The following is a 15,829-nucleotide window of genomic DNA, read 5'->3' as shown; positions in this document are numbered from 1 at the left end:
GCTGTCTGCCGTGTCAGTGGATGCGCATTATAGGCAGCTTAAGATTTAGTGCAAGCGCTTTTATTAATGAAATCTTTTGAATGCCCAACTTTTATGCAGATTGATTCTTTTTTAACTTTTTCGGTTAAAGAAGCGTCTTTAACTAAATAGCAAAATGGTTATTTTTGATATTAAAGTTACTTTTGAGCTCAATTTTTCAACAGTAGTCTGGTTTATCTGGTAATTTTTAATTAGTATGTAATAGTATTTAACAGTTATTTATCATTTTTATATTCATTAGAGATTATTTTATGCAGAAATCATTCGTGATTGTTTTGATTGCGGCGCTTCTTGGCGCTTTTGTTTTTTTTCAGTTTAACGGTACACCATCTTCGGTTGCGTTTATTGCTGGTGTAGTCGTTGCGACGTTAATTTTCACCTTTATACCTTCTAGCGGTTCAAGCTCGTCTGATGAACCTTATGTTGGTCCTACTATGACACTATATGTAGGTAACTTGCCTTACCGTGTTCATGAAGGAGAAGTAAAGGCATTGTTTGGCGAATACGGACCGGTTAACTCAGTTCGTTTAGTGCGAGACCGTAAAACAGGACGTCGTAAAGGATTTGGTTTTGTTGAGATGTCTGAATCAGGTGCACAGAAAGCCATGTCGAAATTAAATGACTACAGCTTTCAAGAGCGCACATTAAAGGTAAGAGAAGCTAAATCACAAGAATCTGATTCAGAGAATAGCTAATCGCTATTGAAGCTGATTCTTAGTACTCCTTAAGCACTGTTGTTAGTCGGTTATGGTTACCAGCGAAAAATCACTAAAACCATAATCGACTAATGTTGCTTTAAGCCCTTGGCTAATCTGTTTGGTATAACATGCCTGTAGTTGTTTATTACCATTATGTTCTTTACTCAGTAGAAACCTCACCCGCTTTGCTATCGCCTCTCCAGAATCTAGTAGTGTTACCCCATCACCGAGATAATGACTAATTTCTGCTGCTATCATTGGAAAATGAGTACAGCCCAGTACGAGTACATCAATATTCGATGCAGCAATGGGTGCTAGGATATGATTGAGTTTATCGATATCAATTGGTTGTTGAGCGACATAAAGCTCTGCAAGTAAGACTAAATCTGACGTGCCAAATAATTCAACCTTACAGTTTCCTGCAAATTGATTGATTAACGCTTGAGTATAATCGCGTTTAACCGTACCCGGTGTGGCCAATAAACCAATGTGTTTTTTCTTTGATAACATGGCTGCTGGCTTTATCGCTGGAACAACCCCCACTATTGGTATAGTTAATTGTTGGCGTAATAATGGCAATACTAGAGTACTGGCAGTGTTACAGGCAACCACCACAATACTGGCATTAAGGCGCTGAGCATGATGGGTGATCAATGCAACACAGCCTGTTATTAACTCTTGCTCTGACAAATTGCCATAAGGTAAACGTGCATTATCGAATAAGTAACAATAATCATGCTGTGGCAGTTGTTTTCTAATTTCATTCAATACCGACAATCCGCCGATACCAGAGTCAAATACTAAAATAGGTCCAGACAATATGGGCTCCCAATATGAATGTGCGCAGCATTAATGTTCATGATATTTTATACTTAGGTGCGTAGCACTAGACATCAGCGTCATTTAGTATAATATTTGCGCCCTTTTTTACAGCCTTTGGTGGACGATATGAATTTAGCTGCAATGGATCCTAAAAACTACGATGCACAATTACAACAAAAGCGCATCAAGCTAGAAAAGACCTTTGCCGATTTCAATCCACCAGCGCTTGAAGTCTTTGCTTCTGAGCCTATGCATTACCGCATGCGTGCTGAGTTTAGAATGTGGCATGATGGTGATGACTTATATTACTACATGTTTGATAAAGCACTGAATGCAAAAGTGCGTTGCGATCAATATTTACCCGCAGGTGTGCTCATTAATGAAATGATGGCAGAGCTGATTGCGGAGTTAATCCCCAATCCAGCGCTACGTTATAAGCTGTTTCAAATTGATTTTTTATCGACCTTGAGTGGCGAAATATTAGTGTCTTTATTGTATCACCGCCAGCTTGATGAAGAATGGCGTGAGCAGGCGACGCTCTTGAAAGCAAAGTTATCGGCTCAATTTAATGTCAATATTATTGGCCGTGCGCGTAAGCAAAAAATCGATTTAGACAAAGATTATGTCACCGAGACGCTAACAATCAATGCTAAGCAATTACATTATAAGCAGATAGAAAATAGCTTTACCCAGCCAAACGCTAAAGTATCGGTAAAAATGTTGGAGTGGGCTATCGATGTCACTCAGAATAGCCAAGGTGATTTACTTGAACTGTATTGTGGCAATGGTAACTTTACCATTGCATTAGCGCAAAACTTTAAGCGTGTATTAGCAACCGAGCTGGCAAAACCTTCGGTTGATGCAGCACAATATAATATCGATATTAATCAAGTAAATAATGTTCAGATTATACGAATGTCAGCAGAAGATTTTAGTGATGCAATGGCTAAAAAACGTCAGTTTAGACGCTTAGAAGGTATCGATTTAGACAGTTACGATTGCAATACGATTTTTGTCGACCCACCACGTGCAGGCATTGATCCTGAAACATTGAAGCTGATCCAAGGTTATGAGCGGATTTTATATATCTCTTGTAACCCAGAAACACTCAATGACAATTTACAGACGTTAAGCCAAACCCACAAAATTTCTCGCTTCGCGTTATTTGACCAATTTCCTTATACCGACCATATGGAGTCGGGAGTATTGTTAGAACGCAAGTAACGCAAATTAACCAAACAGGGCGCTAATGATTAGCGCCCTGTTTGTTTCTGATGTGCTTATAGTGAGTTTATATCGTAATCGTTTATGCTCGGTTATCCATTTTATGCTGCAAAGCTTCAGCACCAGTAGCAACCATACGCAGTTGTAACACTAATTGGTCAGCCAAGGCTCTTCGCTCGCTGCGTTTTGAATCTAACGCTGATGCTCCGGCATTAAAGACTAAAATAACTAAAGATTCAGCTTGAGCACGCGCAAGTAACGGTGTGCGCTTAGCTTGTGCTTCAGTGTAATGAGCAAGCTCAGAAATAAAATGTTCAATTTCACGTTCAACTGCAGCTCTAAATGCAGCAGAGGTGCCAGAACGTTCATGTAACAATATTCGAAACACGTTTGGATTTGATTCCAATACTTCCATAAAAGTGTCAACAGAAATACGGATAACACTGCCACCAGCCTCAGCACGTTGACGACCTTTTCGCATCATTTGCCGTAAGGTTAATCCACCTTCATCAACCATGGTTAAGCCAAGCTCGTTCATATCTTTAAAATGACGATAGAATGATGTGGGGGCAATACCAGCTTCTCGCGCAACTTCACGTAAGCTTAAGCTGGAAAAACTTCGCTCAGCACTAAGTTGATTAAATGCTGCATCTACTAATGCACGACGGGTTTTTTCCTTTTGTTGCGCTCTTACACCCATTTACTAATCCATTCAGTCAATATTAATTCAACGATAATACCGTTTTTAAAACAGAAACACAGCCCTGTTAAGCTTGACCATGACTAGCCGCCCAAGTTAAATTAGCGTACAATTGTACGCTCAACTTATTTAAACCTATTATTGGAACCCTATTAAATGAAAAAACCTCCAATCATTTGGCTTAATACCTTGTTATTTGCCATTACTTTCATCGGCGCTGCGGTATTAATCCCTTGGCGTGGTTTTACCCATGGCTTTGATGGCATTGAATGGATTGCATTTGTTGTTTTTGCTTACGCAAGTGGTCTATCGATTACTGCGGGTTACCACAGATTATGGTCACATAAAGCTTATAAAGCTCACCCATCCGTGCGATTTTTATATGCATTAGGTGGAGCATTAGCATTACAGAACAGCGCACTACATTGGTGTAGTGATCATCGTATTCATCATAAACATGTTGATAATAATGATAAAGATCCATACTCCGCTAAAATGGGATTCTGGTACAGCCACATAGGCTGGATGCTGCGCGAATACCAAGCCAGCCGTTACAGTGACTACAACAACGTACGTGATTTACAAAATGACCCTATCGTTATGTGGCAACACAAGCACTATTTAGCCTTAGTGATTTTAATGAATATTGCTTTACCTGCATTTATCGGCTGGTTGAATGGCGATATTTTATCAATGGTACTCATGGCAGGCTTGTTGCGTCTGGTGGTAGTACATCACTGTACCTTCTTTATCAACTCATTGGCTCATATCTGGGGTAAACAACCATACACAGATAAAAATTCCGCCAAAGATAATGCTTTTCTAGCATTGCTGACATATGGCGAGGGCTATCACAACTTCCATCACATTTTTGAAAATGATTATCGTAATGGCATTAAGTGGTGGGACTATGATCCAACCAAATGGCTCATCAAATTAATGAGTTGGTTTGGCTTGGCAACTGATTTACGTAAAGTGTCGCAAGAGCGTATTGAAAGTGCACGTTTGCAAATGCAGTTGTTACAAGCACAAAATAAGGTGGCTCACTTACCAAACTGCGATGAAATTATAGAAAGTTTTCAAGCAGAGTATGAGCTGATGAAGCAACACTTAGTTGACTATTATCAAGCTAAAAAGAGCTTGTTAGAGGCGAAACGCAAGCAACTTACAGATCACAATCTGAAACAACAAGTACAATTATTGCGTAACCAATTTCTTGAACAACAACGTAATTGGAAAAGCCTAACAGCTGCTTATACGTCGTAAGTTTTTAACAATATACAAAAGGTCACGCACATGCGTGACCTTTTTTGTTTTGAGCAACTAAAATCGAACATAGTGTGTTAATTAAATTGCTGTGTAACCTGCTGTTGCAACACTTTACAATTGGTGAGACTGCCATCAACGGAAGGCGCAATACTTACCGAGACTTTAGACCAAAAACGTTTAGGTAAAGTAGTAAGCGCATGCCCGCCTTTATGGCTAAAATAAGATCCCCACAATCCAGTTAATGCTAACGGTATAACAGTAACGGGATCACGTTGTAATATTTTGTCTATACCAGGTCTAAACTCACCTATATCTCCATCTGGGGTTAACCTGCCTTCAGGAAAAATACACACCAACTCATCATTAGCCAGTGCTTGGTGTATCTGTTCAAACGCATTAAGGTATGTCGCCTCACACTTCTTAGGTGAACAAATCGGGATCACGCCTGCATGTCTAAAGACATACTTTAATAATGGGATCTCGCTAATCGACTTATCCATCACAAACCGGATTGGCCTTGTGGATGCGCCCATAATAATAAGAGCATCGACATAACTCACATGATTACTGACAATAATGCCAGCCCCCTGCAATGGAATATGCTCTCGCCCAGACACTCTCACCCGATACATCACATGACTGAGTAAGTAACTAATAAAACGTTGGGTAAACTCAGGTACTTGTGAATACACATATAGCAGCACAATAAGGTTTAGTGCACCTATGAGTGTAAACAACTCAGGTATGCTCCAATTGAACACACTTAATAGCACCATAGATAATATGGCAGACCCCACCATAAAAAATGCATTGATAATATTATTTGCCGCAATCGCCTGAGCACATTCTTGCTTCTCTGCACGAGTTTGTATAAAAGCGTACAAGGGCACAATAAACAAACCACCACTTAAACCAACCAGAAATAAATCAATCATCAACCGATAATGTTGGGCGTTAGCAATGAAGGCTTCAAAACTGTACACAAACCCCAATTCAATCGATGCAGTTGGAATGGCGCTGATCATATCAAAACTGAACACGCTCAGGCCCAAAACCCCAAACGGTAATAGTCCCAGCTCAACATGGCCAAAAGAGAAACGTTCACACACGAATGAACCAACGGCAATACCAATAGAAAAAAGCGCTAATAACAATGACACTACCGTGACATCTGCATGTAAATGCAATTTGGCAAAATTAGGAAACTGAGTCAGATAAGTCGCACCCAAAAACCAAAACCAACTAATGGCTAAAATGGCCATCCAAATTGAAGTGGTTTCACGAGCTTTATTGATGCAGCGCCACGTACCAGAAAACAGAGAGAACTTATTCGGGTTAAGCTCCCCTTGCGCGGGCAATGAAGGTATAGCGCGACTAGCAAGATAACCTGCAACGGCTAATACGGTTACCGTTATAGCGGCCCAAACTAAACCATTTTCGTTTGACACTACGAGGCCGGCGCTTAACGTCCCAATGAGAATCGATAAGAAGGTACCCATTTCAACTAACGCATTACCTTTTACCAACTCTTGTTCACTAAGTGCTTGTGGTAGTAATGAATACTTTACTGGGCCAAAGTACGCCGACTGACTGCCAGTTAAAAACAGGAGTACTAACATAATCATGTAACTTTGGGTCACGATCGCAATCGCGGCGGTAGACATGATGATTAACTCTAAAAGCTTTAATCGTCTTATCAGCTTTGCTTTATCCATATTATCGGCCACGATACCGGCATGGGCTGAAAACAGAAAAAACGGTAAAATAAATACCCCTGCCGCTAAGTTAACAAATAAATTAACATCAATTGGTAATGCACTTAATTGGCTGTAGGTCACCAATAACAGCAACACATTCTTATAAAAGTTATCATTTAACGCACCTAAACATAAGGTGGCAAAATAAGGGAAAAATCGTTTCGTTAGTAACATGTAAATTCCTTTTTAATGCTCATTCCTGCGATATAACTCTGTACATGACTGATGAGCATGTCCTGTAAACACGATTGCTCCTCAAATAATTTACCATCTAGTGCTAAAGATGTTAACCCATGAATAGCGCCCCACAATACTCTGCTCATCATTTCAATTTTTTGGCTGTCGGCCTCTGGAAAGTATTGTAATAATTGTGATTCAACTAGACCAAACAATGACTTTATTAAGCTTAAATGCGCAATTGGTAAAGGCTGATCATCGGGCATACTTAACTCAAATACTAAACGAAAACAACGCCGATTCTGCAAGGCAAACTCACTATAAATTGTCGCCATCTGCTGAATATTCAACAGTGGATTATCATTCATCTCCAACGATAACTTGGTGGCTAGCTGCGCTAATGTCTGCTCTGACACCGCTAATAATAGATAATGATAACTACCAAATATATTAATCAGTGTACTTGGTACATAGCCTATTAGACTGGCCACCTTCCTTAAACTCAACGTTTCAATATTGTCATGCTGCAGATGCATTACGACGGCTTCAATAGCCATAGTCTTTATTTGCTCATGAGTATGTTCTTTACGTCTTGCCAAAGTGATCACCTAACATCAGTTATCTTGATTGGAAGGTAAGTTAACAGCAAATAAAATAAAAAACAACGTTCATAATAATATTTTTATCCATTTTAAATGGTCGACTAAATTTGATAAACGGCTAAAAAACAAGATATTTGGGCCAATAGTGATTATAATTACTGCTCAATACGCCATCAAAGATCAACCAATATGTCTCAGCAAGCAATTAAACTTACCGAATATAGCCATGGCGCAGGCTGCGGCTGTAAGATTTCTCCTAAAGTGTTAAGTACCATTCTTGCATCACAACTCCCCGTCTTTACTGATCCTAATTTATTAGTTGGTAATCAAACTCGTGACGATGCTGCCGTTTATAAGCTTAACGAACAAACTGGCATTATCAGTACTACAGACTTCTTTATGCCTATTGTGGATGATCCGTTTACCTTTGGTCGAATTGCAGCCACTAATGCCATAAGCGACATATACGCTATGGGTGGCACTCCGATTATGGCAATTGCCATTTTAGGTTGGCCTATTAATATATTACCCGCAGAAATTGCCCAACAAGTTGTTGATGGTGGACGCCAAGCCTGTGCAGATGCAGGTATTATGCTGGCTGGCGGTCACAGTATTGATTCTCCTGAGCCAATTTTTGGTTTAGCTGTAACAGGACAAATTCCGCTTGAGCGAGTAAAGCAAAATAATACTGCTAAAGCAGGCGATCGTTTGTACCTCACTAAACCCATTGGTATTGGCATTCTGACTACCGCACAGAAACAGAAAAAACTTCGAGAGGAAGACAGTCAAATTGCACCTGATGCTATGTGTCAGCTCAATATGATAGGGGTTGATATCGCTAAAATAGATGGTGTTAACGCGCTAACTGACGTAACAGGATTTGGACTTGCTGGCCACTTGATTGAAGTCTGCCAAGGCGCACAACTTAAAGCTAACTTAGTGTTATCCAAAGTTCCTCTTCTTGCTAAAGTCAGTGACTACCTTGCATTAGGTTGTATACCAGGCGGGACTCATCGTAATTTTGACAGTTACAGTGAGTATTTACCGCCCTTAACTGATCATCAGAAAGCCATTATCTGCGATCCACAGACTAGTGGCGGGTTATTAGTTAGTGTCAGTGCAGAGGCTGAACATGAACTGACACAATTATTAGAAACTAATGGCATTGAAGCGATTTGTATCGGCCTGCTCAATACCTATGAACCTCATACTAGCGGACACAATATCCTTGTGGAATTAAGCTAATGAGTATGGTCATACCCAGCTCAGAATATGGCAGACTTTTATTAGAAAATCGTTCATTAATCGACGTACGTGCCCCCATTGAATTTACTAAAGGAGCCTTTAGTCACTCGATTAATTTACCATTAATGCAAGATAGTGAGCGCGAAAAAGTCGGTACTTGCTATAAAAAGCATGGCCAAGATGCTGCTATCGCATTAGGTCATGAGTTGGTAAAAGGTAATGTTAAGCAACAGCGTATAGATGCTTGGCTCACTCAGTTGACACAACATCCGGACAGTTATTTATATTGTTTTCGTGGTGGCTTACGCTCAAAATTATCCCAGCAATGGATTAAAGAATCTGGCATGCATATCCCTTATATTGAAGGGGGTTATAAGGCCATGCGTACTTTTTTAATTAATACTATTGAGCAAGCACCCAATCACTCTAAAGTACTTATCTTGAGTGGCATAACCGGCAGTGGTAAAACGGAAGTGATTAATCAACGAGATGAGTCGGTCGATCTTGAAGGTATTGCCAATCATAGAGGATCGAGCTTTGGTAAGAATATCGACCCTCAACCCAGCCAAATTAACTTTGAAAATACCTTAGCAGTGGCATTACTCTCGCATCAACAACAGCATCATCGTCATTTATTATTAGAAGATGAAAGTATTCTGATTGGTCGCTCTGCACTACCACACAGTTTTTACCATGCCATGCAACAAGCTGATATTATTTTGCTTGATGAGTCATTAGATGCACGTTTGCCGCGTTTACTCCACGACTATGTAGAAAGTAAACTCGCTGATTACGTGTCTCTTTTAGGTGAACAAGCTGGTTTCGATGCATTTAAAGCTTATTTGACTCAAAGCTTATTAGGGATCCGTAAACGCTTAGGTGGTAAACAACATCAAGAATTACAGAGCTTGGTTGACGATGCACTTAATATGCAACAAAACCAAAATGATACCAGTAAACATTTAGACTGGATAAGCCTGTTACTCGATATTTATTATGATCCTATGTATCTGTATCAACTTGAAAAGAAACGCGACAGAGTTATCTTTCAAGGCGACAGACAAGCGATACATCAATGGTTAGATAGTCATCAATCAACAATTTAAACAAAATGCCCTCAAATGAGGGCATTTTTGTGTGTATCTGAGCGGGTATAATTAAATCTAGTCACATTATTGGCAAGCTCACTGGTATTAACGGATAAAACCTCACACAGCCATCAGTGTTTACACCATATGGTCGCATTTTATGGTTTCGGATGACTATCGTTGCATGTCATTACTGATATCGTTGCTAAGTATGTTATTAATAAATTAACACCTGTTCGAAAAAACAACACATCCAAAGAATCAATCAACACCCATTAAAAAACATATAAATTAATTAGTTAACAATATATCCCACGGAAGATTAGCGCTACCTACTACGATAAAGTTTGGATTTTCAAGTGTTTCACGTTCATTATAGGTCAAAGGCTGTAAATTAATATCAATCAAGGCTCCACCCGCTTCTTCAATAATAATCTGCGCAGCACCAGTATCCCACTCACCTGTCGGCCCTAAACGGACATAGCAATCGGCACGCCCTTCTGCGACTAGACAACTTTTCAATGCTGCACCACCCATTACCACTAACTCACAACGATTAGGTTTGTTAAGCAGCTTTAATACCGATTGCGGATCTTGACGACGACTGACCGCCAAACGTAAATTCTCAGGTTCATCACCGGTTAATTGTTTACTGGTAATACGGATCTCATTTTTACCATCACGCTTATAAGCACCTAAGCCCGCAATAGCGTAATAGCACACTTTAGTCATCGGCACATAGACCACTCCCATGATAGGTCGGTTATGTTCCACCAAAGCAATAATGACAGAAAAATCACCACTTCCAGCAATAAATTCGCCAGTGCCATCTAATGGATCAACTAACCAATAGCGCTTCCACGTTTCGCGGACACTTAAAGGAATATCAGCGGCTTCTTCACTTAGGATGGGGATATCAGGCGTTAGCTCAGCTAACTTACGACAAATAAGATCGTGGGCAGCTAAATCTGCAGACGTTACAGGGGTATTGTCTGACTTAGTTTCGCGTTTAAAGTTACCTTTGAGATAAATTTCGCGAATCGTTTGCCCAGCTTCCGTTGCAATGTCTATGACTTGCTCGATTACATCTTCTGGCTTCATTACTACTCCAATTGCTGGATTCGATAAGGATGACCTGACAAGGACACCTATAAACAAGGCTATCGCCTACTGTATGTATGGTTATATGCAGAATTAATACACCAAATGAATTGACTCATTAGTTAGCAAAATTCACCCTCAACTATTTTCATCGGTAAGGTTATGCATTGATATATTCAAATATTGCTGAGTTAAAAAAAGTGCGCTCACACTGCGAGACTCTGAAAAGTCGACATTATCGAGTAATAGCTGCCAATCAGATAGTGGCCAAGGGATCACGTCAATCGGTTCAGGTTCATCACCTTCTAAACGACTAGGATACAATTTTTCAGCAACAAAAATATGCATTTTGCTGGAAAAGTAGCCTGGCGCAAGCGATAGCTCTTTTAGATGGGTTAATTGATAACTGCCAAAACCAATTTCTTCTTGAAGCTCACGATTGGCGGCTTCAACTGCCGTTTCACCGGGATCGATCAACCCTTTAGGAAAGCCTAGTTCATAATTATCAGTGCCGGCGGCATATTCGCTAGCTAATAATAAATTACCTTGATGAATAGGCACAATCATCACAGCACCTCTGCTACCGCCTTTCATTCTTTCATATTGACGTTCTACGCCATTAGAAAACTTAAGGTGTACCTGCTCAATTTGAAACAGTCGGCTTTTGGCAACAATTTCGGTATGCAGGATTTCCGGCTTTTTATGCCGCTGTGTCATTGAAGCCTCGTCAAATGATGTCGTTTTCGCAAGCTTCAATCTTATACCAAACACAAAAATAATGTGACCTGTTTTTATCGGCAGAAAACGTCTTACACAGCGATAAATGGTGATGATATAAGCTGATAACGACTCAAAACAGAGAGAGAATAACGACATAAAAAATATCCTCTTATCTAAGCATTAGAAATAACATGCTGATAAGAGGATATAAAAACCACTAAAAATTAAAACTGATAGCGAAGATTGAATTGATAGCTCAATATATCGTTAGGTGCCAAAGCGATATAATCCATCCCTAAACCTGCAGACCAGTTGCGAGTAAATTGATAATCTAAATGCATACCTGTGTACCAATCTGTGCCATCAAACTGAGTTGTTAACGTCTGTCCTTGAGAGTAACTTTTGACTTCAGACTCCCAAACTAACAGACCTACAGGCACTGAAAATCGCCATCCATCATGCTCGACTAAACTCAAGTCGACACCAACGCTGAACCCCGTAGGTAATATTGGCGATACAGCTTTTAGTAACTCATGATATTGGCCAGTATGTAAACTTTCACCACTTATCTGTGCTGAACCTTCACCAAAGTCTATATAGCCGAGCTCAAAAGCGAGTAACGGTGTAACCTGATAACCAATTGTTAAACCAAAACTGGTATCTGACTTATCAAAAGCCTCTATCTGCCCTGTTGGGATTTCACGTTGTAACTCCGCTTGGGTGTTAACTGATTCGCTAAAACCAATAATGCCATCCAAATACCAAGGTGATACCGAAGATGATCCTTGGGCCTGAACATGGCTCGAGCTGGCCAGTAACGCCATTAGACTCAATGACAGAACCTTATAATATTTAAAACCGCCCTCCGGTTTAATACGCAGCATTATCACCAATAGTAACAGACCACTCCAAAGCCAGTGCATGCTACCACCACTTGATTCATTGTCGACAACCTGAGGTTTATAGGCTTCAATTGTCACTATCACATTAGCGGTGGCTTCGCCGCCTTGACCATCGCTGATAGTATAAATCACAGTATCGACGCCCTCAAAACCAGCTTTTGGTATGTAACGTACCTTATTATTTTCAATCATCACGCCACCTTGTTGAGCGCTAACTGCGATCAAACTCAATAACTGATTATCGGGGTCGCTATCATTGCTCAAGACATCCAATATCAAGCTTGTTTTATCATCGGTATTGGCCATATCATCCACTGCAATTGGGGCTCTATTCGCCACAACTGTCACGGTTAACTTGTTGCTACCAGTCCCACCGTTACCATCACTTATGCTATACACCAATACATCTATCCCAATGAAATCTTCCGCTGGTAAGTAACTTATTTGCTGATTATCCAACACCTCAGCAGTACCAAACTGACTGCTCACTTGCTTAACCGTCAAGGTATCGCCATCTGCGTCACTGTCGTTTGCCAGTACGTCAATTTCAATACCCTGATTAGCTAGCACTGTAATAGCATCGGCAACCGCAAGGGGTAATGCATTGCCATTCAGCATTACAGCAACCCCACCAGGATCAACTATGTTGCCATTAGCTATGCCATCGTCATCATTCGGGCCGCCATCTTCTATGGTTAATTGCACACACCAGTGGCCTTCAGTTAATCCAGGCAGCCATTCAGCTGCGCCTGGTGGAGGACAATAACCCGGATTACCCGCAGTAGACATGACTGAGTTGTTGGCGTTAGACACAAAGTCTTGCCAACTACCACGTACAAACTTGCGATACACGGCATTCATGGGTACGGGTAAGGTTTGAGGTATAACAACAGTAACGCTGTCTCCCAATCTAGGGATATCCGTAAGTTCAAAATCAAACAGACCACCGAGATTATCCGCTTGTAGATCCTCGATTAAATCATCCTCTTGAATTTCGATCCCATCGCTTCCATTGAGCTGCGCTGTATTACCTAAGCGCAAACACACGCCTGACTGACTTTCGGCAAGGAAGTTTGACTGTTCAAGACTTTTTTCTTGCAGCACGTTACATTCATTAATTGCATCAAGATAATCGGCGATACCATCGCTGTCTGTGTCAGTAAAACCTTCTTGATCATCCGGTATTAAATCGCCATCAGAATCGTCACCGCTAAGTATTGGTAATGCTGATTTAACCAACAAGGTTAATTGCACCGTTGTCGATAATTCAGGAATACCATCATCAGTCACGACAACGCTAATCGGATAATTACCCTCATCAAGTCCACTTGGGTCAAAATAACTGCCCTGTTCATCGCTTTCAAGGACTAAGCTGCCTGTAGACCAAACTTCTGAAAGATTATCTAGTGCATTAGCATCGCGAGTTAGAGTTTTAAGATACACCTTGCCATCGACCTTACTCACTTGACTACGCAGTTCATTAGACTGAGTCACTTGAATGCTAGCTTGCGGGGCAATATTGGCTTCAGTAATGATCAAGCGTGTCTCACTCTGGTTACTAATGTTGATGCTTGGGTCTAAGTTGATAATTAGGTCTTCATCGACTTCTGTAATTGCATCATCAAAGATATTGGTGCTAAAACTCGCCGATAAACCTGATTCAATGATAAACACACCATCGACTAAGTCATGGTCATTAGCATCACTACTACCAGACACAGTATAGGGAATCCTCACGGGGTACTGCGGTGAAGGGCCATTTAAGAACACGCTCAATTGCACTTCACTCCCCTCAGCAACAACCTGGTTTCGACTAATCGAAATCAAAGGGTTAACCGTCACTTTCTGGGATTTAATTGAGCTGAGACCTTGGCTATCTGTAGCCTGCCAATAGGCTAAGTGTTCGCCTGGTGCAAATAATTGTTGAGTATTGACTAAAGATACTGCCAGTTTATTGCCGGCTTTATCCACAGCAGTCGCCACACCTAACTTAAGCTTAGTAAACAGCCCTGTCGCGTTAGCGGTAATGTCCGCAGGAACGGTAATCACAGGCGCATCCGCAGAGCTTTCACCAGTAATAATCAGCTGCACTTTGGCATTGCTTCTGCCTTTTTGGCCATCCGAGATGGTATAGCGCAGAGTCACAGGGCCGACAAAATCTGTAGGCGCTTGATACTTAAGCTGCGACGCTACAATTTGTACATCCCCAACATCGGCAGCAGCACCATCAATGGTCAAGTTATCACCATCAACGTCGGTATCATTATCAAGTACAGCAAGGATATAGCTACTGTCGGTTGATACACTTTGGCTATAACTATCATCTACAGCATTAGGTTCATCATTAATTGGGTTAACTTTGATGCTCACTACACCAGGTTGTGAGCTTAGCTCAGCATCTTTGGCAATAAAGCTTATGCTATCGTTACCATTAAAATCAGCCTCTGGCGTGTATAACCAGACCGATCCATGCTTGTCTAACTTACCTGATATTGGCTGAGTTAATACCTCAAAACTAAGGACATCATTTTCAGGATCCGTGGCACTAAAGCTAATGCTCAATGAACCATCTTCGTCTAATGTGACACTGGTGTCGCTCGCAACCGGAGCACTATTGGTAGCATTAACGTCCAAAGTAAATGCTTGCGTCGCAAATAAACCTGCCGCATCGGTTACTTTTAATTCAATGGCATGACTACCAATATTATCTCTATTTGGCACACCGGTTAAGTTACCTGTTGCTGTATCGAAGCTTAACCAAATTGGTATGTTTAAAGCGCTATAAGTGAGAGTATCGCCAACGGTATCTACCGCTGTCAGGGTATAGCTATAACTTGCTCCCTGATCAACATTCAATATTGGACTCGAATTAATCACTGGGGCGCCATTAGGTGTCACACTATTAGAGGCGCTCGACGCGGCACTGGTGCCCGCAGCACTTTGAGCCGTGACACTAAAGGTATACGTCATGCCATTAGTGAGCCCCAAGACCGTTAATGGTGAGCTTACGCCGCTAGCTGTCAAACCACCTGGATTTGAGGTTACGGTATAAGCCGTAATCGCTGCACCACCATTATTACTTGGCGGCGTAAAACTCACCGTCGCTTGAGTATCGCCCGCAGTCGCAGTGCCTATACTCGGCACGCCAGCCACTACAGCATTCACCGCAAAAGTCTGACTTACTTGAGCCGCTGCGGTATAACTGGCATTACCCGCTTGATTGGCATTAATGGTACAGCTTCCTGTTGTAATAAAGGTCAGCACACCAGTACTGCTAATGCTACATACTCCAGTAGTTGATGAAGTAAAGTTTAAGCTTAAACCAGAGCTTACACTTGCCGTTAAGGTTGGTGTGGTGCCAAAGCTTTGTGCACCTGGGTTAGGGAACGTAATCGTTTGTGATCCTATCGGTGTCACACTATTAGAGACATTCGACGCGGCACTGGTGCCCGCAGCACTTTGAGCCGTGACACTAAAGGTATACG

At 41.2% G+C, this 15,829-nt stretch carries 12 protein-coding genes; 5 read left to right on the top strand and 7 right to left on the bottom strand.

Annotated elements, in window-relative coordinates:
- The first annotated feature begins 290 nt into the window (after positions 1-290).
- Positions 291-734 (top strand): RNA-binding protein, encoded by a 444-nt coding sequence (locus ACED29_RS13735; RefSeq protein WP_124017703.1) that lies wholly within the window; start codon positions 291-293, stop codon positions 732-734.
- A 42-nt stretch (positions 735-776) separates the two neighbouring features.
- Here the strand turns inward: ACED29_RS13735 and murI are convergent, their stop codons facing one another.
- On the bottom strand, positions 777-1,556 hold the full coding sequence (gene murI / locus ACED29_RS13730) for a glutamate racemase (RefSeq protein ID WP_347691009.1): 780 nt from the start codon (positions 1,554-1,556) through the stop codon (positions 777-779).
- Between the two features lie 129 nt (positions 1,557-1,685).
- Between murI and trmA the strand changes: the two genes are divergently transcribed.
- The gene (gene trmA, locus ACED29_RS13725) at positions 1,686-2,783 is read left to right on the top strand and encodes a tRNA (uridine(54)-C5)-methyltransferase TrmA (RefSeq protein WP_124017705.1); all 1,098 of its coding nucleotides are present in this window, start codon (positions 1,686-1,688) and stop codon (positions 2,781-2,783) included.
- Between the two features lie 82 nt (positions 2,784-2,865).
- Here trmA and fabR read toward each other — a convergent pair whose 3' ends face one another.
- Positions 2,866-3,483, bottom strand: coding sequence for an HTH-type transcriptional repressor FabR (fabR, locus tag ACED29_RS13720; protein WP_124017706.1), 618 nt, complete (start codon positions 3,481-3,483; stop codon positions 2,866-2,868).
- A gap of 156 nt (positions 3,484-3,639) precedes the next feature.
- On the opposite strand from fabR, the gene ACED29_RS13715 reads away from it, so the two are divergent.
- Complete coding sequence (locus ACED29_RS13715) at positions 3,640-4,749, top strand: fatty acid desaturase (RefSeq protein WP_124017707.1); 1,110 nt, start codon at positions 3,640-3,642, stop codon at positions 4,747-4,749.
- Positions 4,750-4,826: 77 nt separating this feature from the next.
- Here ACED29_RS13715 and ACED29_RS13710 read toward each other — a convergent pair whose 3' ends face one another.
- Positions 4,827-6,683, bottom strand: a complete 1,857-nt coding sequence (locus ACED29_RS13710) for an MFS transporter (protein ID WP_371697877.1) — start codon at positions 6,681-6,683, stop codon at positions 4,827-4,829.
- The gene (locus ACED29_RS13705; RefSeq protein ID WP_182757253.1) at positions 6,674-7,285 is read right to left on the bottom strand and encodes a TetR/AcrR family transcriptional regulator; all 612 of its coding nucleotides are present in this window, start codon (positions 7,283-7,285) and stop codon (positions 6,674-6,676) included. The genes ACED29_RS13710 and ACED29_RS13705 overlap by 10 nt, the downstream gene beginning before the upstream one ends.
- Positions 7,286-7,477: 192 nt before the next feature.
- Between ACED29_RS13705 and selD the strand changes: the two genes are divergently transcribed.
- Both selD and mnmH read left to right on the top strand, forming a co-directional pair.
- Positions 7,478-8,533, top strand: a complete 1,056-nt coding sequence (selD, locus tag ACED29_RS13700) for a selenide, water dikinase SelD (protein ID WP_371697876.1) — start codon at positions 7,478-7,480, stop codon at positions 8,531-8,533.
- Positions 8,533-9,639: a tRNA 2-selenouridine(34) synthase MnmH gene (gene mnmH, locus ACED29_RS13695; protein ID WP_371697875.1), complete on the top strand. Its 1,107-nt coding sequence runs from the start codon at positions 8,533-8,535 to the stop codon at positions 9,637-9,639. The genes selD and mnmH overlap by 1 nt, the downstream gene beginning before the upstream one ends.
- Before the next feature lie 273 nt (positions 9,640-9,912).
- Here the strand turns inward: mnmH and cysQ are convergent, their stop codons facing one another.
- From cysQ to ACED29_RS13680, 3 genes are all read right to left on the bottom strand, one after another.
- The gene (cysQ, locus tag ACED29_RS13690; RefSeq protein WP_124017712.1) at positions 9,913-10,722 is read right to left on the bottom strand and encodes a 3'(2'),5'-bisphosphate nucleotidase CysQ; all 810 of its coding nucleotides are present in this window, start codon (positions 10,720-10,722) and stop codon (positions 9,913-9,915) included.
- Between the two features lie 138 nt (positions 10,723-10,860).
- Positions 10,861-11,439, bottom strand: coding sequence for an ADP compounds hydrolase NudE (nudE, locus tag ACED29_RS13685; protein WP_124017787.1), 579 nt, complete (start codon positions 11,437-11,439; stop codon positions 10,861-10,863).
- A gap of 227 nt (positions 11,440-11,666) precedes the next feature.
- Positions 11,667-15,829: Ig-like domain-containing protein (locus ACED29_RS13680; RefSeq protein ID WP_371697874.1), on the bottom strand; the 4,163-nt coding region annotated here is incomplete at its 5' end.

Origin of the sequence: Shewanella sp. 5S214 (genome assembly GCF_041439795.1) — a bacterium.
Classification (GTDB): domain Bacteria; phylum Pseudomonadota; class Gammaproteobacteria; order Enterobacterales; family Shewanellaceae; genus Shewanella; species Shewanella vesiculosa.
This window is presented reverse-complemented; position numbering and strand designations above follow the sequence as displayed.